Below are 19,042 nucleotides of genomic sequence, written 5' to 3'. Positions count from 1 at the left end.
ATGGCGACCCAGGCCCTGGTCGACCGACCGCTGGTGAACCCCGTCCGCTCCGGCCCCAAGCGGGCCGCCGAGTGGGCCCGCCGGGCCCCGCTGCTGCCGGCGCTGGTGTTCACGATCATCATCACCCAGCTGCCGTTCGTGGTGACCCTGATCATCTCGTTCCTGCGCTGGAACGCGCTGGATCCCACCAATCGCGGGTTCGCCGGCCTGGGCAACTACATCGCGGTGGCCACCGACAGCGCGCTGCGCTCGTCGGTGGTGACCACGGTGATCCTCACGGTTGCCGTCGTGATCGTCAGCCTGCTGCTGGGGCTGGGCCTCGCGCTGCTGCTGGACCAGAAGTTCCGCGGCCGGGGATTCGTGCGCACGCTGCTGATCGCGCCGTTCCTGGTGGTGCCGGTGGCCGCCGCGCTGCTGTGGAAGCACGTGCTCTACAACCCCGAGTACGGTCTGCTCAACGGCGCGCTGACCTGGATCTGGGGCCTGTTCGGCGGGGCCACCCCGCCGCAGCCGGACTGGATCTCGTCCATGCCGCTGATCTCCGTCGAGGCCGCGCTGGTGTGGCAGTGGACCCCGTTCATGATGCTGATCCTGTTGGCGGGCCTGCAAAGCCGTCCCGGTGACGCCATCGAGGCCGCCCGCATGGACGGCGCCACGCCGTGGCAGGTCTTCCGCTACCTCACTCTGCCGCACCTGCGGCAGTACCTGGAGCTGGGCGGGCTGCTCGGGTCGATCTACATCGTGCAGAACTTCGACGCGGTGTTCACGATCACCTCCGGCGGCCTGGGCACGGCCAACCTGCCCTACACCATCTACCAGACCTTCTTCCAGGCCCACGACTACGGGCAGGCGTCGGCGGCCGGCGTGATCGTGGTGATCGCCTCGATCATCATCGCCACCTTCGCCCTGCGCGTGGTGTCTTCCCTGCTGCGCAACGAGGTGAGGTCATGAGCCCGCGCAAGGTGTGGCGGCCGTGGGGCGTTTTCGCCTGGCTGGCCGGGATCCTGTTCGCGCTGCCGGTGCTGTGGATGGTGCTGACCTCGTTCCACAGCGAGTCCGACGCCGCCACCAACCCGCCGTCGCTGCTCGCGCCGCTCACCCTGTCCGGCTACGAGGAGTTCTTCGGCGCCAACAGCGGGGTCAGCCCGTGGCCGCCGCTGATCAACTCGGCCAGCGCCAGCATCGGGTCCACGGTCCTGGTGCTGCTGCTGGCCATTCCCGCCGCCTACGCGCTGTCGATCAAGCCCGTGCGCAAGTGGTCGGACGTGCTGTTCTTCTTCCTGTCCACCAAGATGCTGCCGGTGGTGGCCGGCACGCTGCCGATCTACCTGTTCGCCCAGTTCTCCGGGCTGCTGGACAACATCTCGTTCCTGACCATCCTCTACACCTCGATGAACCTGCCGATCGCGGTGTGGCTGATGCGGTCGTTCCTGGCCGAGGTGCCGGTGGAGATGCTGGAGGCCGCCGCGCTGGACGGGGCCGGGCTGATCACCACGCTGCGGCGGGTGGTGGCCCCGGTGGCCATGCCCGGCATCGCCGCGACCTCGTTGATCTGCTTCATCTTCAGCTGGAACGAGCTGCTGTTCGCCCGGGTGCTGACCGGCGTGGTCGCGGGCACCGCGCCGGTGTTCCTCACCAGTTTTGTCACCAGCCAGGGGCTGTTCCTGGCCAAGGTGTGCGCGGCGGCGACGGTGATCTCGTTGCCGGTGCTCGCCGCGGGGTTCGCCGCCCAGGACAAGTTGGTCCAGGGCCTGTCGTTGGGAGCCGTGAAGTGAAGGCAGCCGTCATCAGCGGGGTCGGCCAGGTCGAAGTGACCACTGTGGACGATCCCACGCCCGGGCGACGCCAGGTCGTGGTGGACGTGTCGGCCTGCGGGCTGTGCGGCACCGACCTGCACATCCTCCAGGGCGAGTTCGCGCCGACGCTGCCCGTGATCCCCGGTCACGAGTTCGCCGGCGTGGTGGCCGAGATCGGCTCGGACGTCACCGAGGTGGCGGTCGGCGACCGGGTGGCCGTGGACCCGTCGCTGTACTGCTTCGAGTGCCGGTACTGCCGGTCCGGGCGCAACAATCTGTGCGAGCGCTGGGGCGGCATCGGCGTGTCCACCGCCGGTGGCGCCGCCGAGTTCGCCGTCGCCCCCGTGGCCAACTGCGTCAAGCTGCCCGAGCACGTGCGCACCGAGGACGCCGCCCTCATCGAGCCCCTGTCCTGCGCCGTGCGCGGCTACGACGTGCTGCGCTCGCAGCTCGCCTCGTCCGTGCTGATCTACGGCTCCGGGACCATGGGCCTGATGATGCTGGAGCTCGGCAAGCTCACCGGGGCCGCCAGCATCGAGGTCGTCGACCTCAACGAGGAACGCCTGGCCACCGCCCGCCAGCTCGGCTGCACCGCCGTCGCCACCAGCGCCGACGAACTCGACCGGGCCGGCTGGGACGTCGTCATCGACGCCACCGGCAACGCCCGCGCCATCCAGGACGGCCTGTCCCGGGTGGCCAAGGGCGGCACCTTCCTCCAGTTCGGCGTGGCCGACTACGCCGCCAGGGTGGAGATCGACCCGTACAAGATCTACAACCAGGAGATCACCATCACCGGCTCGATGGCCGTGCTGCACAGCTACGAGCGCGCCGCCGACCTCTTCGCCGCCGGCGTCCTGGACCCCGAGGTCTTCATCAGCGACCGTCTCCCCCTCGACGACTACGCCGCCGCCCTGGAGCAGTTCAAGGCCGGCAAGGGCCGCAAGATCCAGGTCCTCCCGTAGTCCTGGCCGGTGTGCGCCCGAGACCCCCAGCTCGAGCGCACACCGGTCACCTTCGGTGACATTTTTGACTACGGCGTGTACTCCCTTGTGGTCAGCGCCCCACCTGCTACCGTCGATCCATGGCACTGCCCGCGTACGACCACGACCCGGAGCCGGTCTCGCCGAGTTCGGAGCCGGGAGTGATCCGTGCCAACCTGACTGGCCAGATGCTCGCGGATTTCGACCGCGAGTGGGACTTCGTGATGGAAGAAGCGCGGCGGATGCACGACCTCGCCGGTGTGCAGGACCTGTTGGCCAAATGGCGGCTGATGGCCCATCACGAGCAGAAGTTTCCCGGTAGCTACGCCCGCATGATGGACACGGTCGAGCGCACGCTGGCAACGGGCAAGGCTCCGGCCGGCAGCATCTCCGGCGAAGAAATGCTGGCGCGCATCCAAGCGAGGCTCGCCGGCTAGATGTACCGCCTCGATATCTATCCCGACGCTGAAGAACAGATTGAGGCATTGCCGCGCGAGGCTTTGCCAGGGCTGACCGAGGTCTACAACGTTCTTGAGCTAACCCCATGGAATGGGGATCCCCATCACAAAGACAATCCCGGAGCCGCAATGCGCCGGTGGAAGTTCGGACCGGGCGCCGAGGGCCAGGTGATCTACCTGATCCTCGAACACCAGCGTGAGGTCCATATCGTCATGGTGCAGTGGTGGGGCTGAGCTAGGCGGCGGGCTGAGGGGTGGGCTCGGCGGCGGGGGTGGGGCGGCTGGTGCGCATGGCGAGAGCGGCCAGGGCTCCCAGCAGGAGGACGGCGGCGGGGAGCCACAGGGTCTGGGTGGCGGCGGTGGTGAGTCCACTGTGGATGGCGTCGGTGATCCGCTGGCGCACGGCGGCCGGCACGGAGCCGAGGTCGGGCGGGGCGCCGCCTTCCAGGTTGGGGGCGGCGGCGATGCCGGCGCGGGCCTGGGCGGGCAGGCCGGCGGTGGAGGCGGTGAGGGCAGCGGTGATGCGGGCCTGGAGCAGCACGCCGACGGCGGCGCTGCCGAGCACGCCACCGACCTGGCGGGCGGTGTTGTAGATGCCGGAAGCCGAACCGGTGAGCTCGCGGGGCACGGCCCCCATGGTGACGGTGCTCATGGGCGAGAAGATGAAGCCGATGCCCAAGCCGCACAACAGCAGCGCGGGGATGACGGCCAGCGGGGGCGTGGTCGGCGTGATCTGAAGGGAGATCCACGCCAGCCCGGCGGCCAGCGCGACGAGGCCGAAGGTGAGCAGGTACTTGGCGCTGACCTTGTCGGACAGCCGGCCGGAGAACGGCGCGACCGCGCCGGACAGCAGGGACATCGGCGCGGTGAGCAGGCCGGCCTGCAGCGGCGTCAGCCCGAGCACGGTCTGGAAGTAGATCACAATCGGGAAGAACATGCCGGTCATGGTGAAGCCGACGGTCACCGAGGCCAGCGTGCCGGCGGAGAAGTTGCGGTTGCCGAAGACCCGCAACGGAAGCAGCGGCTCCCGGCGGTTGAACCGCTGCCACACGGCGAACGCCACCAGTAGCACCACGCCGGCGCCGATGAGCTCGAAGACGGTGATGCCGCCCCACACCTCGCCCCAGTTGTACTGCTGGCCGTTCTGCAGGCCGAACACCAGCAGCAGCAAGCCGGCCCCGGACAGCAGAATGCCCGGGACGTCGAAGGAATGCGCGGCCCCGGGCTGCCAGTCCGGCACCAGCGCCACGGTCATCACGACCGCGACGACGCCCACCGGCACGTTCACGAAGAAGATCCACTGCCAGCCGAAGTTGTCCACCAGCAGGCCGCCCAGCAGCGGCCCGGCCACGGTGGCCAGCCCGGCGATCGCACCCCACACGCCCATCGCCACGCCGCGGCGGGCCGGCGGAAACAGGAAGCTGATGAACGCCAGCGTCTGCGGCGTCATCAGGGCCGCGCCGATGCCCTGCACGCCGCGGGCGGCGATCAGCGTGCCGACGTCGCCGGCCAGGCCGCACCACAGCGAGGCCAGCGTGAACAGCGCCAGGCCGACCAGGAACACTCGTTTGGGCCCGAACCGATCGCCGAGCCGGCTGGTGAACAGCATCGGCACGGCGTAGGTGAGCAGGTAGACGCTGGTCACCCAGACCACGGAGTTCAAGCTGGCGTTCAGCCCGCGCAGCATGGCCGGGATGGCGATGGACACGATGGTCGCGTCCAACAGGATCATGAAGAAGCCGATGCAGAGCGCGGCCAGCGCGCCCCACGGACTGCCCGGTCTGGTGGTCACGCCTCGTCCTCGCTGTCGGCGGGCGCCCAGTCGACCCGGCCGGTGGTGATGTCCTCGATCAGCTGCTTGGTCCAGGCCAGTTCGAACTGGCGCCGGTCGGCCAGGAACTTCTTGTCCAGCCAGTAGATGGCCGGCAGCGGCCGGGCCAGGAGGCTCTCGATGACCACCTCGTCGGCGGCCGCGGCGGCCTGGAGCGTCAGCGCGCGGGTGCGCAGCTCGGCCAGCGCCTGCTCGCGCTCCAGCTCGTTGAGCGCGGCCAGCCCGCTGGCGTACTCCGGGTGCTCCGGCTCCACCGAGCCGAGCATCGCCTTGGCCCGCTCCATGAAGCCGTCCCGCCCGGCCTCGGTAACCCCGTACACGGTGCGTTCCGGCCGCCGGCCCTCGCGCTGGGTGTCCACGACCTCGATGTGGCCGTGGGTCTCCAGCCGCTCCACCGCGTGGTACAGCGAGCCGGGCTTGACGTTGGCCCTGGTCTCGATGTGCCGGGCCCGCAGCACCTGGGCCATCTCGTAGGGGTGCATGGGCTTCTCCATCAGGAGCTCCAGCACCGCCATGGCCAGCGGGGTGAGCTTCACGGCGCCCTCTCAGATGATCCAGCGCTGATTGTTCAAGCGTTGACTATAGCTGACCGGCGGGGATGAATCCGAAGCCCGCACGCGTTATACGTCCAGGAGCTCTGTACGGCTGCTTGTGGGAGGTATGCGGTGGCACGCGATCCGGAAGACCTGGTCGAGGTCGACTCGGACACGCCCGACCTGGACGGATCGGTCCTGTTGGTGAACTTCGACGGCTTCGTCGACGCGGGCAGCGCCGGCAAGCTGCTCGTCGAGCACCTGCTGGAGCGGTTGGACAACCGGGTGGTCGCGACCTTCGACGTGGACCGGCTGATCGACTACCGGTCGCGGCGGCCGATCATGACCTTCAGCACCGACCACTGGGACAGCTACCAGGCGCCGACGCTGGAGGTGCGCCTGCTGCACGACACCAACGGCGCGCCGTTCCTGATCCTGACCGGGCCCGAGCCCGACCACGAGTGGGAGCTGTTCATCCAGGCGGTGCAGGGGCTGATGGATCGCTGGGGCGTGCGGCTGGCTGCCAGCTTCCACGGCATCCCCATGGGCGCCCCGCACACTCGTGCCCTCGGCGTGACCGCGCACGGGACCCGGCCCGAGCTGATCGGCGAGCACCAGCAGATGCCCAACAATCTCCAGGTGCCGGCCAGCATGAGCGGGCTGCTGGAGTTCCGCCTCGGCCAGGCCGGCCGCGACGCCGTGGGCTTCGCCGCGCACGTGCCGCACTACCTGGCCCAGACCTCCTACCCGACCGCCGCGGTCACGCTGCTGGACCACGTCGCCCGGGCCACCGGCCTCAACCTGCCCGACGAGTCGCTGCGGGAGTCCGCGCGCCGGGCCGCCGTCGAGATCGACCGCCAGGTCAACGAGTCGGCCGAGGTGGCCGACGTGGTGCGGGCCCTGGAGCGCCAGTACGACACGTTCGCCGAGGCCGCCGGCAAGCCCAGCCTGCTCAGCGACGTGCTGGAGCAGATGCCCACCGCCGACGAGCTCGGCGACCAGTTCGAGCAGTTCCTGGCCGAGCAGTCACCGAACGAGTGATGGGGATCGACGACTGATGGCGACGATCGTCACCTTTCACGCCCACCCGGACGACGAGTCCATCGCCACCGGCGGCGTGATGCGCAAGGCGGCCGACGAAGGGCACCGGGTCGTGCTGGTGGTCGCCACCGACGGCAGCCGGGGCGAAATCCCCGACGGCCTGCTGGCCGAGGGCGAGACCCTGGTCGAGCGCCGTCTCGCCGAGACGCGGGCGGCCGCGGACATCCTCGGCGTCAAGCGGCTGGAGTTCTTGGGCTACAAGGATTCCGGCATGATGGGCTGGGACGCCAACACCGCGCCCGGCGCGTTCTGGACCGCCTCGGTCGAGCAGGCCGCCGCCAAGCTCGCCGCCATCCTCGTCGAGGAGCGGGCCGACGTGCTCACCGTCTACGACGACAACGGCGGCTACGGGCATCCCGACCACATCCAGGTGCACCGCGTCGGCCTGCGCGCCGCCGAGCTGGCCGGCACGCCCCGGGTCTACCAGAGCACCATGAACCGCGAGGCCTCCATCGCCAACTGGACCGCTTTCGCCGAGGAGACCGGCGGCGAGGCGCCCGACTTCAGCGACCGCGAGTTCGGCAAGCCCGAGGCGATCATCACCGCCCGCGTCGACGTCAGCGCCTATGCCCAGGTCAAGCGGGCCGGCATGCGCGCCCACACCAGCCAGATCTCCGACGACTCCTTCTTTCTGAGCCTGCCCGACGAGCATTTCGTGCGCAGCTTCGGCACCGAGTGGTTCATCCGCGAGGGCCAGGGCCCCGGCATCACCGAGACCGACCTGCTGGCCGGCCTGAGCTGACTGCTCAGGTCGTGGCGACCCGTGGTCGGCGCAACGGCGCGCCGACGGCGTGCAGGTGGCTGAGCACCTGCCGGTAGGAGCCGATGGCGCTCGTCTGGCTGTAGGGGATGCCGTTGCGCGCGCAGAACTGCTCCACCAGGGGCTGGGCCCGCCGCAGGTTGGCCCGGGGCATGCTGGGGAACAGGTGGTGCTCGATCTGGTAGTTCAGGCCGCCGAGCAGGAAGTCGACGACACGGCCGCCGCGCACGTTGCGAGACGTGAGGACCTGCTTGCGCAGGAAGTCCAGCCGCTGGCCGGCGGACACGGTGGGCATGCCCTTGTGGTTGGGGGCGAAGGAACATCCCATGTAGACGCCCCAGAGCCCCTGGTGCACCGCGATGAACACCACCGCCTGCGCCGGGGGCAGCACCCAGAACACCGCCGCCAGGTAGAGCGCGACGTGGGCGGCGAGCAGCGCGCCCTCCAGGGGCACGGCCTTGACCTCACGCCGTAGCACGGCCTTGACGCCGGCCACGTGCAGGCTCAGGCCCTCCAGCAGCAGCAACGGGAAGAACAGTGCCGCCTGGTGCCCGGCCAGCCAGCGCACGGCCCCGCGTTTGGCGGCGGCCTGCTCGGCGGTGAAGGCCAGCACCGAGATCTGGATGTCCGGGTCCTCGTCCTCGTGGTTGGGGTTGGCGTGGTGGCGGTTGTGCTTGCCGGTCCACCAGCCGTAGCTCATGCCGACCAGGGCGGCGTGCAGGTGGCCGACGACGTCGTTGCCCCGCCGCCCGGCGAAGATCTGCTTGTGGCCCGCGTCGTGGCCGATGAACGCGAGCTGGGTGTGCACCACCGCCAGGAAGGCGGCGGTGACCAGCTGCCACCATGACGGCCCCACCACGGCGAAGGCCGTCCAGCCGACGGCCAGCAGCGCCGCGTTGACCGCGAACTTCCCGACGTAGCTGCCGTGTCGGCGGTTGAGCAGGCCGTGCCGCTTGACCACGCGGCACAGTTCGGCGAATTCGGTGCCGCGGCGGGTGGCGGCCGGTTCTGGGTCGATCGACGTCATGGCTGTCCGATGCTCGGGCCGCAACGGCCGACGATTCGCGCACCGTTGCCCCGGCAACGTCCCAGCCGGCCGAGAGGTTCCGACACCGCGATATGCGCATACCGCGCCGTGAGCAGAGCCATACTCGGTTTCGCTGCGATCTGAAAATCATTGTCGTTAAGGTGTGGGCACTTCGTCTCTTCGGGCATGGGGAGTCCTGAGTGTCTGCATCTGGGGTGTTGAGCCCGGTACGGGAGATCGGCCGCGTCTGCGTGCCGTGCGGCGCGGCCCAGCACCGGGTCGTCGGCCAGTGCGCGTGCGGCCGAGGCATGGTCGAGACGGCCATCGGCGCCGCGGGCCGGGCGTATGGCGGCGTCACGGCCGACTTCTACGACTGGGCGTGGCCGGTGCTGCCGCTCAGTGACCGGTCGGTGGTGCACGGCCCGCTCGACCTGCGCACGCCGTTGCTGGACGGCGAGTTCCTGCGCGAACTGGCCGGCGGCGGCCCGCGGGTGTGGTTGAAGGACGAGACCGCGCTGCCCACCGGCACCACCAAGGACCGGGCGGCCGCGGTGGTCTACCCGTACCTGGTGGACAACGGGATCGGCGGCATCGTGCTGTCCTCGACGGGCAACACCTCGACCTCGTTCGCGGCCTTCGCGGAGTTCTATCCGCAGTTGGAGGTGCACATCTTCGTCGGGCGGGACTTCGCCTACCGGCTGCGCGGCCTCGGTTCGCCCAACGTCACGGTGCACGTGGTGAACGGGACCTTCGTCCAGGCCGGGACCGCCGGCCAGAAACACGCGCGCGAGCACGGTTTGCAGTGGGAGGCAGGGTTCTTCAATCCCGCCCGGCGCGACGGGCTCAAGACCGCCTTCCTGGAGGCCGCCCTCGAACTCGGCGAGGCGCCGGGCGTGTACGTGCAGGCGATCAGCAGCGCGATGGGCGTCGTCGGCGCGGCCAAGGCGGCCGGCGAGCTGCCGCTGTTCGGCATCGAGGCCCGCCGGCCGAAATTGTTGTGCGTGCAGCAGGACAGCTGCGCGCCGATGGTCACGGCCTGGCGGGGCGGCCGGGAGCGGATCGCACCGGGGGACAAGGTGGCCCGCCCGCACGGCCTGGCCAAGGCGATCCTGCGCGGCGACCCGTCCGGCGCGTATCCGTTGGTGCGCAACCTGGTCCGCAACTGCGACGGCGACTTCACCTCCGTGGCCAACGCCGAGATCAGGGCGGCCCGGCACCTGGTGTTCGAGCACACCGGCCGCTCGGTCTGCGAAGCCTCCGCGGTGGCCGTCGCCGGCTACCTTGGCTGGGCGCGGTCGACGCGGCCCGGCCCCGACACCGGACCGGTGGTGATCAACCTGACCGGCGGCGACCGGAATGAGATTCGTCGCTGAGCACGAGGTCCGTCGGGCGCTGCCCCCGCGTCAACTGTTTCGCATCTGCACGGAAGCATTGCGGGACAACAGCTTCAGTGAGGTGACGGCCGTTGGCGTGTGCGGGGACCGGCGGCCGTCGATCAAGGCCGGCTTTCTGGCCGACGGCACGCACGGCACGAGGGTCCGGCCGCATTCCGAAGGCTCGTACTGGACCCTGGTCTTCGACCGGCACGACCAGCTACGCGGCTGCGTGGAAGCGGTCTACCTCAGCTACTCGCGCGCCGCTTCCGTACTGCTGGACTGGCCCAGCCGCAACGGAATCGACAGCTTGCTGGTATGCGGAACCGGCCGGCTGGGCAGCGCCTGCGTGGCGCTGGCCAACGCCGTGCTGCCGGAGGTGCCGGTCCACTACTGGTCACCTCGCGGCAGGCCACCACGGGACGGCCTGGCGACACCGTGGCAGCCGGGGGACCGGATGCCGTCGGCGGTGCTGACCGCCACCCCGTCGACCACCCCGCTTCCGTTGCCCCTCAACGGGGTTCGGTACGTGGGCGTCGGCGGCGGAGTGCGGGAGATCGACTCTGCGGAGGCCGCCGACGCGGTCGTCCGCACGGCCGGCGGAGGCGGCGGCCTCGACGTGCTGCTCGCCGCGGCCGTACTAGACGTCTTGGAGGGAGAACATGACTGCGACCACCACCTGGGTTGACTCGGTGCTGTCACTGGTCGGACGGACACCGTGTGTCCGTATCACGATCGAGGGCCGCGAAATCGCCCTGAAGCTGGAGGGCTTCAACCCCACCGGCACCCTGTACGACCGGGTCGCCGCGCACGCGAAGATCACCAGCCCGCGGCCGCACGTGCAGGACGGCGGCCCGCTGGCGGCCTCGCTGGCGATGCTCACCGCCACCATGCACATTCCATTGTCCTACAACGAAACCGAGCCCACCCTGTTCGGTGCGATAGCGTCGGCGTTCGGGGCCGAGTCGACCGAGCCCGCGCCGAGCAGCGGTTACCGGCTCGATGTGGACGCCGTGCACGCCGAGCTGCGCACGGAGCTCGACCACGAGCTGGACGAGGAATTCCGGCTCCTCGTGCCGGAGCTGTTCGGGCCGGCCACTGTGGACCTGGAGATGCGCACCCAGCTGGGCCACCAAGGCGTGCTCGTGGACGCGCGCAGCGCAGCCGTTGTCCGCCAGGCACTTGCCCTGCCCACCGAAGAATTGGTCGTCGTCGTGTGTCTGGCCGACGGCGCACTGGACCAGGACGGAACACTGTGACCGCGTTGCTCGACCTCATCGGCGGCACCCCGCTGCTCGCCCCGTCCACCCTCCGCCTCGCCGGCGGCGCGGACCTGCTGCTGAAGCTGGAGGGACACAACGCCAGCGGCAGCGTCAAGGCCCGGCCGGCATTGAACATGCTGCGCGCCGCCCAGGCCCGCGGCGATCTGCCGCCCGGCCGGCCGGTGGTGGAACCCAGCAGCGGCAACCTCGGTCTCGCGCTGGCGATGTGTTGCGGCGCACTGGGTATCGAGTGCCACCTCGTGGTGGATCCCCGGATGACGCCGTACAGCAAGCATGTCATGCAGATGTACGGCGCGACCGTGCACCAGGTCGAGCAGCCCGACGAGAAGGGCAGCTGGCAGGGCAGCCGCCTGGCCAGGGCCCGCCGGATCGTCGAGGAGCAAGATGCGCTGCTGCTCCTCCAGTACAGCAATCCCGACAACGCAGCCGCGCACGAGTCGCTGACCGCCGCCGAGCTGATCGAGCAGCTCGACGGCCGGACACCGGACGTCTGCGTGGTCGGGGTCAGCACCGGCGGGCAGATCTCCGGTCTGGGCCGGGCCTTCCGGGACGCGGGGCTGCGGACCGAGATGGTCGCGGTGGACGTCCAGGGCTCCAGCATCTTCGGCGGCAGCTACCAGGCCTACCGGCTGCGCGGGCTCGGATTGTCGTGGTGGCCGGGCAATCTGGACGGCAGCGTGCTCAGCCGGGCTTATCGGGTGCCCGAGCGGCTGGCCTTCCGCACGGCCCGGGTGGTGGCCCGCCGCGAGCAGTTGCTGTCCGGCGGCGCGACCGGGGCCGTGCTGTCGGTGGCGCTGCGCGAGTCCGCCCAACTGGGGCCGGAGAATCTGGTGCTCGCCGTCGTCGCGGAGCGCGGGGACCGCTATCTCGGCCAGTTCTACCAACAGTCCTGGCGTGTCGAGCACGGCCTGGACGACTCGCTGGCCGAACCGGACTGGCTGGCGGCATGTCTGAACCTGCGGCCGCTGGAGGGCGACTGGCGGGCCGGAGAACCGCGGTGACCAGGTTCTGGACCACCCCGGTGGCGATCACGCTGCTGATCGCCCGGTCCACCTCGGTCGCCGGCGACGCCCTCTACCAGATGGCGATCATCTGGCTCGTCGTGCAGCTCACCGGTTCCAGCCAGGCCGTCGCGCTGACCGGCATCGCCGAGGCGGTGCCGGTGGTGCTGGTCGGCGTGCTGGGCGGCCGGTGGCTGGACCGGGGCGGCAAGCTGAAACTGTTGGCGTGGCTGGACATCGTCCGGGCGGTGCTCGTCGCGCTCCCGGTCGCGCTCTACGCCGGCGGCCAGCTCCAGTACTGGCACCTGATTCTGCTCGGTGTGCTGATGACCGCGATGAACCTGTTGTTCACGCCGGGCATGCAGAGCGCGCTGCCGTCACTGGTGCCGAAGGAGCACCTGACCCGCGCCCACGGCCTGATCGACGCCACCGAGCGTATCGGCCGGATCAGCGGCCCCGGCCTGACCGGGGTCCTGCTGGCGTTCCTGCCGGTCGTGGGGCTGTTTCTGGTCGACGCGGCCACTTTTGTGCTCAGCGCGGCGGCCTTCGTGCTGCTCGGCCGGTGGGCGCGGCCGGTCGCCGCGACCGGGGCGAAGGGGCCGCGGCCCAGCCGGATCAGCCAGCTGGCCGCCGGCTTCCGGTTCGTCCGCGGCGAGCCGGTGATCAGCCGGATCATCCTCGTCCGGTCGCTGAACAACTTCGCCTGGGCCGCCTACCTGGTGGCCACGCCACTGTTGGTGCTGCACACGTACGAGCAGACGCCGGCGGCGTGGGGCCTGCTGATCGCCGCCTACGCGGTGGGCCAGCTGCTGGGCGGGATGTGCGCGTCCAGGCTCGGCTCGACCACGATCCACCCGCTGGTGCTGCTGTCCGGCGGCTGGCTGTTCACCGCCGGCGGCTTCGTCGGCCTCGGCCTGTCCACCACGCTGTGGGTGGGCGGCCTGGCCCTGCTGATCGGCGGTTTCGGCGGCCCGCTCGCGCACGTCAGCACCGACGGCCATCTCGCCGCCACCACGCCGCACGAGTTGCAGGGCCGGGTCTTCTCCTTGCAGTTCATGACGATGAAGCTCGTGCAGATGCTCGGGCTGGCCGCCGCCGGCCTGCTCGGCGCGCACCTGGCCGCCGGCGCCGTGCTGGTGCTGGCCGGGCTCCTGATGGCCGCGGTGTCGGTCGTGTCCCTGCTTTTCCCGATTCGCAAGGAAGTTCTCACGTGAGACTGCTCAGAACCGCCGCGGTGGCCGCGGTCGCCGTGCTGCTCGGGGCCTGCGCCGCGCCGTCGGCCGCGACCCGCGACACCGTGGTGATCGCGGTGAATCCCGAGCCCACCACGCTCAACCCGTTGCTGGGCTTCGGTCCCTACGGCGCGTCCAAGCTGTTCGACGGCCTGGTGGCATTGGACGACAAGCTGAACCTGGCGCCGGCGCTGGCCCAATCGCTGCCCACGGCCGGCGACGGCAACCGGACCTTCACCTACACGCTCCGGCCCGGCGTCACGTTCTCCGACGGCAGCCCGCTGACCTCCGAGGACGTGGCCTTCACCTATCAGTCCATTCTGGACCCGAAGACCAACACCACGCTGCGCACCGACTTCGCGGCCATCGAGTCGGTGCTGACCCCCGACCCCCGGACCGTGGTGTTCCACCTCAAGTACCCGTACGCCACCTTCCCGCAGTACACCGGGATCGGGATTGTGCCGGCGAAGCTGTTGCGCGGCAAGGACGTCAACACCGACCCGTTCAACCGCAAGCCGGTCGGCAGCGGACCGTACACAGTGGAGTCGTGGCAGGCCGGCGAGCGGATGGTGCTCGCCGCGAACGAGCACTACTGGGGCGGCGCGCCGAAGGTGAAGAAGGTCGTGCTGGCGTTCGTCCGGGACGACAACGTGCGGGCGACCCGGCTGGCCAGTGGCGAACTCGACGCCGCCAGCCTGCCGCCACGGCTGGTCGACCGGTCTCGGACCCAGCCCGGCATGGTCGTGCGCAGCGTGCCCAGCGCCGACTACCGGGGCATCATGATGCCGATGGACAACCCGGTGACCGGCGACAACGCCCTGCGCCGGGCCCTGGACCTGAGCGTCGACCGGGACGCCATGGTCAGGGGCGTCCTCGGCGGCGCCGGCCGGCCGGCGTACGGGCCGCTGTACTCGCGCAGCAAGTGGTACGACCCGACCATCGAACACCCCGTCGACCTGGCCGCCGCCGGCAAGATCCTCGACGACGCCGGCTGGGTCGAGGGCGCGGACGGGATGCGCCACCGTGGCGACACCGCGGCGAAGTTCACCGTCATGTACAGCGCGGCCGACACCGTGCGCAAGGACATCGCCCTGGCCTTCTCCGCCGACGCCAAGAAGATCGGGGTGGACGTGGCGGTGGACGGGCTCAGCGTGGAGGCGATCCAGCGGCGGATGAGCCACGACGCGCTGGTGATGGGCTGGGGCACGCCGTACGACCCGGACTTCATCACGTACAAGATCTTCCACTCCTCCTACGCCGGCAAGGGCTGGTTCAACCCGGGGCACTACCACAACCCCGAGGTGGACCGGCTGCTCGACCAGGGCCGCACCACCTCCGACGAGACCGCCCGGATCGGCATCTACCGTGCGCTGCAACAGGAACTGGTCAAGGACCCGGCATGGCTGTTCTGCGTGCAGCTGGACCACGTGTACGTGATGTCCGACGCGTGGGACGGCATCCAGCCGCAGGTCGAGCCGCACAACGACGGCCTGGCCCACGGGCCGTGGTGGAACGTCGAGAAGTGGACGCCGAAACCGTGAGAGGCGCCGTGCTGCGCGGGATCATCCTGCGCCGAACGGCTCTTGCGCTGCCGATCCTGCTCGTGGTGACGCTGGCGATGTTCGCGCTGGGCGCGGCCGCCCCGTTCGATCCGGCGGCACGCTACCTCGGCGACGCGTTGGGCGGGGCCACGACCGAGGACCTGGACCGGATCCGGCACAACCTCGGCGCGGACCAGCCGTTCTACTCGCGCTGGTGGCACTGGGTCACGCAGGCGCTGGCCGGTGATCTCGGCGATTCGACCAGCCAGCACCAACCGGTGGCGCAGGTGATCGGCGAACGGATGGGATGGACCTTGTTGCTGGTCACCGTGGCGTTCGCCGGCGCCGTCGTGTTCGCGTTGCTCGCCGGCACGGTCGCCGCGGTTCGTCAGGGCGGCTGGTTCGACCGGGCCGTGACCACTCTCGCCTACGGATTCGAGGCGGTGCCGGTGTTCTGGCTGTCGCTGGCCATGATCTGGTTGCTGTCGTTGACATTGCGGTGGTTTCCCGCCGGGGGCGTCAGCGATCTACGGACCGGCGACCTGACGGCCGGCGGGGTGCTGAGCCATCTCGTGCTGCCGGCCGTGGCGTTGGCCGCGTCCCAAGCGCCATGGTTCGTCTTGTACGTCAAGCAATCCGTACGGACCGAGCTGGCGCAGGACTACGTCGTCGGCGCGCGGGCACGAGGCCTTCGGCCCCGGACCGTGGTGATCCGGCATGTGGTTCGCGGCGCTCTGCTGCCGTTCATCACGCTGGTCGGCTCGCGATTCCCGGAGCTGATCACCGGCGCGGTGCTGGTGGAGACCACGTTCTCCTGGCCCGGTGTGGCGGCGGCCACCACGGAAGCCGCGGTGGCACTGGACTTCCCGTTGCTGGCCGCGCTGACCACACTGGCCACCGGCGTTGTCCTGCTGGGGAATCTGCTCGCCGACATCGTCTACGCCTTCGCGGATCCCCGGGTGGTCGCCTCGTGAAGTTCTGGTCCAGCTTGACAGTGGTGGTCTGCGTCGTCGTGGCCGCGATCCTGGTGCCCGCCGTCGCCGGCCTGGATCAACGGGCCGTGGACCTCGACGCCGTGTTGCAGCAGCCGAACTGGGCGCACCCGTTCGGCACGGATGCGTTGGGGCACGACGTGTTGCTGCGCTGCGTGTACGGGATGCGGGTGTCCCTGCTCGTCGGCCTGGCCGCCGGGGTGGTGTCCAGCGTGCTGGGAACCGCGGCCGGTGCGCTGGCCGGTGGCTGGGGTGGCCGAGTGGACCAGGTCGTGGGCCGGATCATCGACGGCGCGTCGGCGGTTCCCCAGCTGCTGCTGGGAATTCTGCTCGTGGCGCTGTTCCGGCCCAGTGTCACGGCGGTTATCGTGTCGGTGGCCCTGACCCACTGGATGGTCGCCGCCCGCATCGTTCGCGCCGAGCTGATGTCCTTGCGCGCCAGGCCGTTCATCGACGCCGCGATCAGCGGCGGAGCGGGGCGGATCCGGGTGCTGAGCCGGCATCTGCTGCCGGCCGTGCTGCCGCACGCGGCGCTGGCCACCACGCTCATGGTGCCGCACGCCATCTGGCACGAGTCCGCGCTCTCGTTCCTCGGTCTCGGCCTGCCGCCGCATCTGGCCAGCCTCGGCACCATGATGGCCGACGGCCAGCGCGCGCTGTTCTCCGGCGCGTGGTGGGTCTCGCTGGTGCCGGGCCTGTTCATCCTGATCCCCACCCTGGCGGTGGCCGGACTGGTCGGGACCTTCCGCGACCGGATCGCGCAACGGCAACGTGTCTCGGAGTTGGCATGGTGACCCCTTCGCTGCGAGTGCGTGGCCTGTCCGTGCGGTTCGGCCCGGTCGCGGCCGCCAGTGACGTGTCGTTCGACCTCAAACCCGGCGAGGTGTTGGTCCTGGTCGGCGAAAGCGGCTGTGGCAAGTCGGTCGTGGCCTCCGGGCTGCTGGGATTGTTGCCCGCCAATGCTTCCGTGACCGGACAAGCCATGCTCGGGCCGACCGATCTGCTCGCCCTGGGCGAGCGACGACTGGCCGCGCAGGTCCGCGGGCGACAGATCGGCCTGGTTCCGCAGAGTGCGGCCACCCATCTGCACCCGGTACGAACCGTTCGCGCTCAGTTGGCCGAAACCCTGCGGGAACTCGGCGTCGCCACGACAGTCGAGCAGGCCGCCGAGCGCGCCCGGCTGCCGGCTGACCACCTCGACCGCTACCCACACCAGCTGTCCGGCGGCCTGGCCCAGCGGGCCGCGATCGCGCTGGCGCTGGCCGGCTCGCCCGGCCTCATCCTCGCCGACGAACCCACCACCGGTCTGGACCGCGCCCTGGTTCACGAGATCACCGCCGAGTTCCGACGGATCGCCGACGCCGGTCACGCCGTGCTGATGGTGACCCACGACCTGGCCGCCGCCGAACGGATCGCCGACCGGGTGGCCGTCATGTACGCCGGTCGGATCGTCGAGAACGCGCCGGCCGAGGCCTTTTTCGCCCGACCACGGCATCCCTACGCGCGTGGTCTGCTCAACGCATTGCCGGAGCGCGAGTTCGTGCCCATCGCCGGCAACCCGCCCCAGCTGTCCCAACTGCCCGCGGGCTGCGCCTTCCGGCCACGGTGCCCGCTCGGCGACTCGGCCTGCGCACGGCTGCCTGCGTCCGAGGGAGAGGAGCATGTCGTTGCCTGCCACCATGCTTGAGGCGCGGGGAATCGTCGCCGGCTACCGGCGTGGCGACCCGGTCGTTCGTGGTGTCGACCTGGCCGTGCCTGGCGGCCGGGCGCTCGGGCTGCTCGGGCCCAGCGGCTGCGGCAAGTCCACCCTGGCCCGGGTTCTCGCCCTGCTGCACGCACCATTCGCCGGCGCGGTGGCGGTCGACGGCGAGATCGCCACCGGGTATCGGTTCCGCGCGCCACGGGCGCTGCGAACCCGGATCGGCGTCGCGTTCCAACAGCCCCGCCTGGCCGTCGACCCCCGGTTGCGGCTCGCCGACATCATCGCCGAGCCGCTCCGGGCGTGCGGGCGTGACCTCTCCGCCGTGCCCGAGCTCATCGACCGCGTCGGGCTCACCCCCGACCTGCTCGGCCGGCGGCCGCATGAGGTCAGCGACGGTCAGCTGCAACGGGCCTGCGTGGCCCGGATGTTCGCCCTGAAGCCGCGATACCTGGTGTGCGACGAGATCACCGCCATGCTCGACGCCTCCACCGCCGCGCTGCTGGTCGGCGTCGTGCGCGACTACTGCGCCGACACCGGGGCCGGAGTCCTGGCCATCTCCCACGACCCCGTCCTGCTACGCCGCTGGTGTGACGATGTCGTGGCCTACGACGACCTCACCAACTCCACCTCGAAGCCGTCCTCGTCGCTGAGATATCCGGCGTAGTGGTCGGGGCCGCCGGCATACGGTTGTTTGTCGGGGAACAGCAGCGTCCAGCCGTGGGAGGGGGCCGCGGCGACGAGGGCGTCGACGCGATCCCCGGCGTGGAAGGCGAGGTGGTTGAGTCCGGGGCGCTGGCGGTCGTGGCGGTCGGAGCTCAACGCGGGGGACTGCTCGACGACGATATAGGTCTCGCCGAGCCGCCAGCTGCGGCCGGCGGACCAGTCCTGGCACTGGCCATAGCCGAGCTCGGTGAGCAGCCAACCCCAGCTGCGGATGGTCCGGTCGAGGTCGGGCACCCACAGCTCGACGTGGTGCAGCCGGCCGATCACGCGCGGCGCAGGATGATGACGGGGATCTCGCGGGGCGCGGCCTTGGCGGCGAAGTCCGTGAAGAAGGGCTTGTCCGCGGAGATCGTGGACCACAGGCGGGAACGCTCCGCGCCGGTGGCGACGTGGGCGACCGCGTCGTAGCGCTCGGCGCCGACCTCGACCGTGACCGACGGAGTGGCGACGAGGTTGTGGTACCAGGAGGGATGGGTGGCGCTGCCCTGGTTGGCGGCGATGACGACGAGGTCGTCGCCGTCGGTGAAGTAACCCAGGGGAGTGGTGAGGGCACGGCCGGTGCGGGCCCCGGTGTGGGTGACGAGCACGAGGTCGATGCCCTCCAGCGGGCCGCCGACGCGGCCGCCGTTGGCCCGGAACTCCGTGATCACCGACTGGTTGAAGTCCATGCCTGTTGTCTACCTCGTGACCGCTGGAAAGGACGAGTTTG

General features: G+C 70.4%; 22 protein-coding genes. 17 read left to right on the top strand and 5 right to left on the bottom strand.

Translation table 11 applies throughout. The annotated features are described in order from the left end of the window. The 5 genes from ACIG5F_RS32635 (at position 1) to ACIG5F_RS32615 (ending at position 3,468) form a co-directional block, all read left to right on the top strand. Entirely contained in the window at positions 1-951 is a 951-nt protein-coding gene (locus ACIG5F_RS32635; RefSeq protein ID WP_396523769.1) for a carbohydrate ABC transporter permease, read from the top strand. Continuing rightward, positions 948-1,775, top strand: coding sequence for a carbohydrate ABC transporter permease (locus ACIG5F_RS32630; protein WP_396523768.1), 828 nt, complete (start codon positions 948-950; stop codon positions 1,773-1,775). Before ACIG5F_RS32635 ends, ACIG5F_RS32630 begins: the two co-directional genes overlap by 4 nt. Next, positions 1,772-2,758: a zinc-dependent alcohol dehydrogenase family protein gene (locus ACIG5F_RS32625; protein ID WP_396523767.1), complete on the top strand. Its 987-nt coding sequence runs from the start codon at positions 1,772-1,774 to the stop codon at positions 2,756-2,758. Before ACIG5F_RS32630 ends, ACIG5F_RS32625 begins: the two co-directional genes overlap by 4 nt. 119 nt (positions 2,759-2,877) lie before the next feature. Beyond that, the gene (locus ACIG5F_RS32620; protein ID WP_396523766.1) at positions 2,878-3,213 is read left to right on the top strand and encodes a DUF6247 family protein; all 336 of its coding nucleotides are present in this window, start codon (positions 2,878-2,880) and stop codon (positions 3,211-3,213) included. Beyond that, a complete protein-coding gene (locus tag ACIG5F_RS32615) occupies positions 3,214-3,468 on the top strand; it encodes a hypothetical protein (RefSeq protein WP_396523765.1) in 255 nt (84 codons plus the stop codon). It abuts the gene before it with no gap. Position 3,469: 1 nt separating this feature from the next. Here the strand turns inward: ACIG5F_RS32615 and ACIG5F_RS32610 are convergent, their stop codons facing one another. Beyond that, entirely contained in the window at positions 3,470-4,966 is a 1,497-nt protein-coding gene (locus tag ACIG5F_RS32610; protein WP_396523872.1) for an MFS transporter, read from the bottom strand. 56 nt (positions 4,967-5,022) lie between these two features. Beyond that, entirely contained in the window at positions 5,023-5,601 is a 579-nt protein-coding gene (locus ACIG5F_RS32605; RefSeq protein ID WP_396523764.1) for a PadR family transcriptional regulator, read from the bottom strand. A gap of 129 nt (positions 5,602-5,730) precedes the next feature. Here ACIG5F_RS32605 and ACIG5F_RS32600 point away from each other — a divergent pair, with 129 nt between their 5' ends. Together ACIG5F_RS32600 and ACIG5F_RS32595 are read left to right on the top strand one after the other, a co-directional pair. After that, the gene (locus ACIG5F_RS32600; protein ID WP_396523763.1) at positions 5,731-6,639 is read left to right on the top strand and encodes a proteasome assembly chaperone family protein; all 909 of its coding nucleotides are present in this window, start codon (positions 5,731-5,733) and stop codon (positions 6,637-6,639) included. A 16-nt stretch (positions 6,640-6,655) separates the two neighbouring features. Then, positions 6,656-7,441 carry a PIG-L family deacetylase gene (locus ACIG5F_RS32595; protein WP_396523762.1) on the top strand — a complete coding sequence of 262 codons (786 nt, stop codon included), beginning with the start codon at positions 6,656-6,658 and terminating at the stop codon, positions 7,439-7,441. A 4-nt stretch (positions 7,442-7,445) separates the two neighbouring features. Here the strand turns inward: ACIG5F_RS32595 and ACIG5F_RS32590 are convergent, their stop codons facing one another. Beyond that, entirely contained in the window at positions 7,446-8,486 is a 1,041-nt protein-coding gene (locus tag ACIG5F_RS32590) for a fatty acid desaturase family protein (protein ID WP_396523761.1), read from the bottom strand. Positions 8,487-8,686: 200 nt separating this feature from the next. On the opposite strand from ACIG5F_RS32590, the gene ACIG5F_RS32585 reads away from it, so the two are divergent. The 10 genes from ACIG5F_RS32585 to ACIG5F_RS32540 all read left to right on the top strand — a co-directional run bounded on the left by ACIG5F_RS32585 (position 8,687) and on the right by ACIG5F_RS32540 (position 18,274). Continuing rightward, positions 8,687-9,859: a pyridoxal-phosphate dependent enzyme gene (locus ACIG5F_RS32585; RefSeq protein WP_396523760.1), complete on the top strand. Its 1,173-nt coding sequence runs from the start codon at positions 8,687-8,689 to the stop codon at positions 9,857-9,859. Positions 9,860-9,941: 82 nt separating this feature from the next. Beyond that, complete coding sequence (locus ACIG5F_RS32580) at positions 9,942-10,547, top strand: hypothetical protein (RefSeq protein WP_396523759.1); 606 nt, start codon at positions 9,942-9,944, stop codon at positions 10,545-10,547. Continuing rightward, positions 10,522-11,118 (top strand): hypothetical protein, encoded by a 597-nt coding sequence (locus ACIG5F_RS32575; RefSeq protein WP_396523758.1) that lies wholly within the window; start codon positions 10,522-10,524, stop codon positions 11,116-11,118. The genes ACIG5F_RS32580 and ACIG5F_RS32575 overlap by 26 nt, the downstream gene beginning before the upstream one ends. Next, positions 11,115-12,143, top strand: a complete 1,029-nt coding sequence (locus ACIG5F_RS32570) for a PLP-dependent cysteine synthase family protein (RefSeq protein WP_396523757.1) — start codon at positions 11,115-11,117, stop codon at positions 12,141-12,143. Before ACIG5F_RS32575 ends, ACIG5F_RS32570 begins: the two co-directional genes overlap by 4 nt. After that, positions 12,140-13,357: an MFS transporter gene (locus ACIG5F_RS32565; protein WP_396523756.1), complete on the top strand. Its 1,218-nt coding sequence runs from the start codon at positions 12,140-12,142 to the stop codon at positions 13,355-13,357. Before ACIG5F_RS32570 ends, ACIG5F_RS32565 begins: the two co-directional genes overlap by 4 nt. Continuing rightward, positions 13,354-14,916, top strand: coding sequence for an ABC transporter substrate-binding protein (locus ACIG5F_RS32560; protein WP_396523755.1), 1,563 nt, complete (start codon positions 13,354-13,356; stop codon positions 14,914-14,916). The genes ACIG5F_RS32565 and ACIG5F_RS32560 overlap by 4 nt, the downstream gene beginning before the upstream one ends. Further along, positions 14,898-15,890 (top strand): ABC transporter permease, encoded by a 993-nt coding sequence (locus tag ACIG5F_RS32555; protein WP_396523754.1) that lies wholly within the window; start codon positions 14,898-14,900, stop codon positions 15,888-15,890. Before ACIG5F_RS32560 ends, ACIG5F_RS32555 begins: the two co-directional genes overlap by 19 nt. Continuing rightward, complete coding sequence (locus tag ACIG5F_RS32550; RefSeq protein WP_396523753.1) at positions 15,887-16,702, top strand: ABC transporter permease; 816 nt, start codon at positions 15,887-15,889, stop codon at positions 16,700-16,702. Before ACIG5F_RS32555 ends, ACIG5F_RS32550 begins: the two co-directional genes overlap by 4 nt. Beyond that, a complete protein-coding gene (locus tag ACIG5F_RS32545; protein ID WP_396523752.1) occupies positions 16,696-17,595 on the top strand; it encodes an ABC transporter ATP-binding protein in 900 nt (299 codons plus the stop codon). The genes ACIG5F_RS32550 and ACIG5F_RS32545 overlap by 7 nt, the downstream gene beginning before the upstream one ends. Continuing rightward, a complete protein-coding gene (locus tag ACIG5F_RS32540; RefSeq protein WP_396523751.1) occupies positions 17,570-18,274 on the top strand; it encodes an ABC transporter ATP-binding protein in 705 nt (234 codons plus the stop codon). Before ACIG5F_RS32545 ends, ACIG5F_RS32540 begins: the two co-directional genes overlap by 26 nt. Here the strand turns inward: ACIG5F_RS32540 and ACIG5F_RS32535 are convergent. Both ACIG5F_RS32535 and ACIG5F_RS32530 read right to left on the bottom strand, forming a co-directional pair. Continuing rightward, on the bottom strand, positions 18,214-18,600 hold the full coding sequence (locus ACIG5F_RS32535; protein WP_396523750.1) for a VOC family protein: 387 nt from the start codon (positions 18,598-18,600) through the stop codon (positions 18,214-18,216). The two genes, ACIG5F_RS32540 and ACIG5F_RS32535, sit on opposite strands and share 61 nt — an antisense overlap. After that, on the bottom strand, positions 18,597-19,001 hold the full coding sequence (locus tag ACIG5F_RS32530) for a nitroreductase family deazaflavin-dependent oxidoreductase (protein WP_396523749.1): 405 nt from the start codon (positions 18,999-19,001) through the stop codon (positions 18,597-18,599). Before ACIG5F_RS32530 ends, ACIG5F_RS32535 begins: the two co-directional genes overlap by 4 nt. Positions 19,002-19,042: the final 41 nt, after the last annotated feature.

Origin of the sequence: Kutzneria sp. NPDC052558 (assembly GCF_044547355.1) — a bacterium.
Taxonomy (GTDB): domain Bacteria; phylum Actinomycetota; class Actinomycetes; order Mycobacteriales; family Pseudonocardiaceae; genus Kutzneria.
This window is presented reverse-complemented; position numbering and strand designations above follow the sequence as displayed.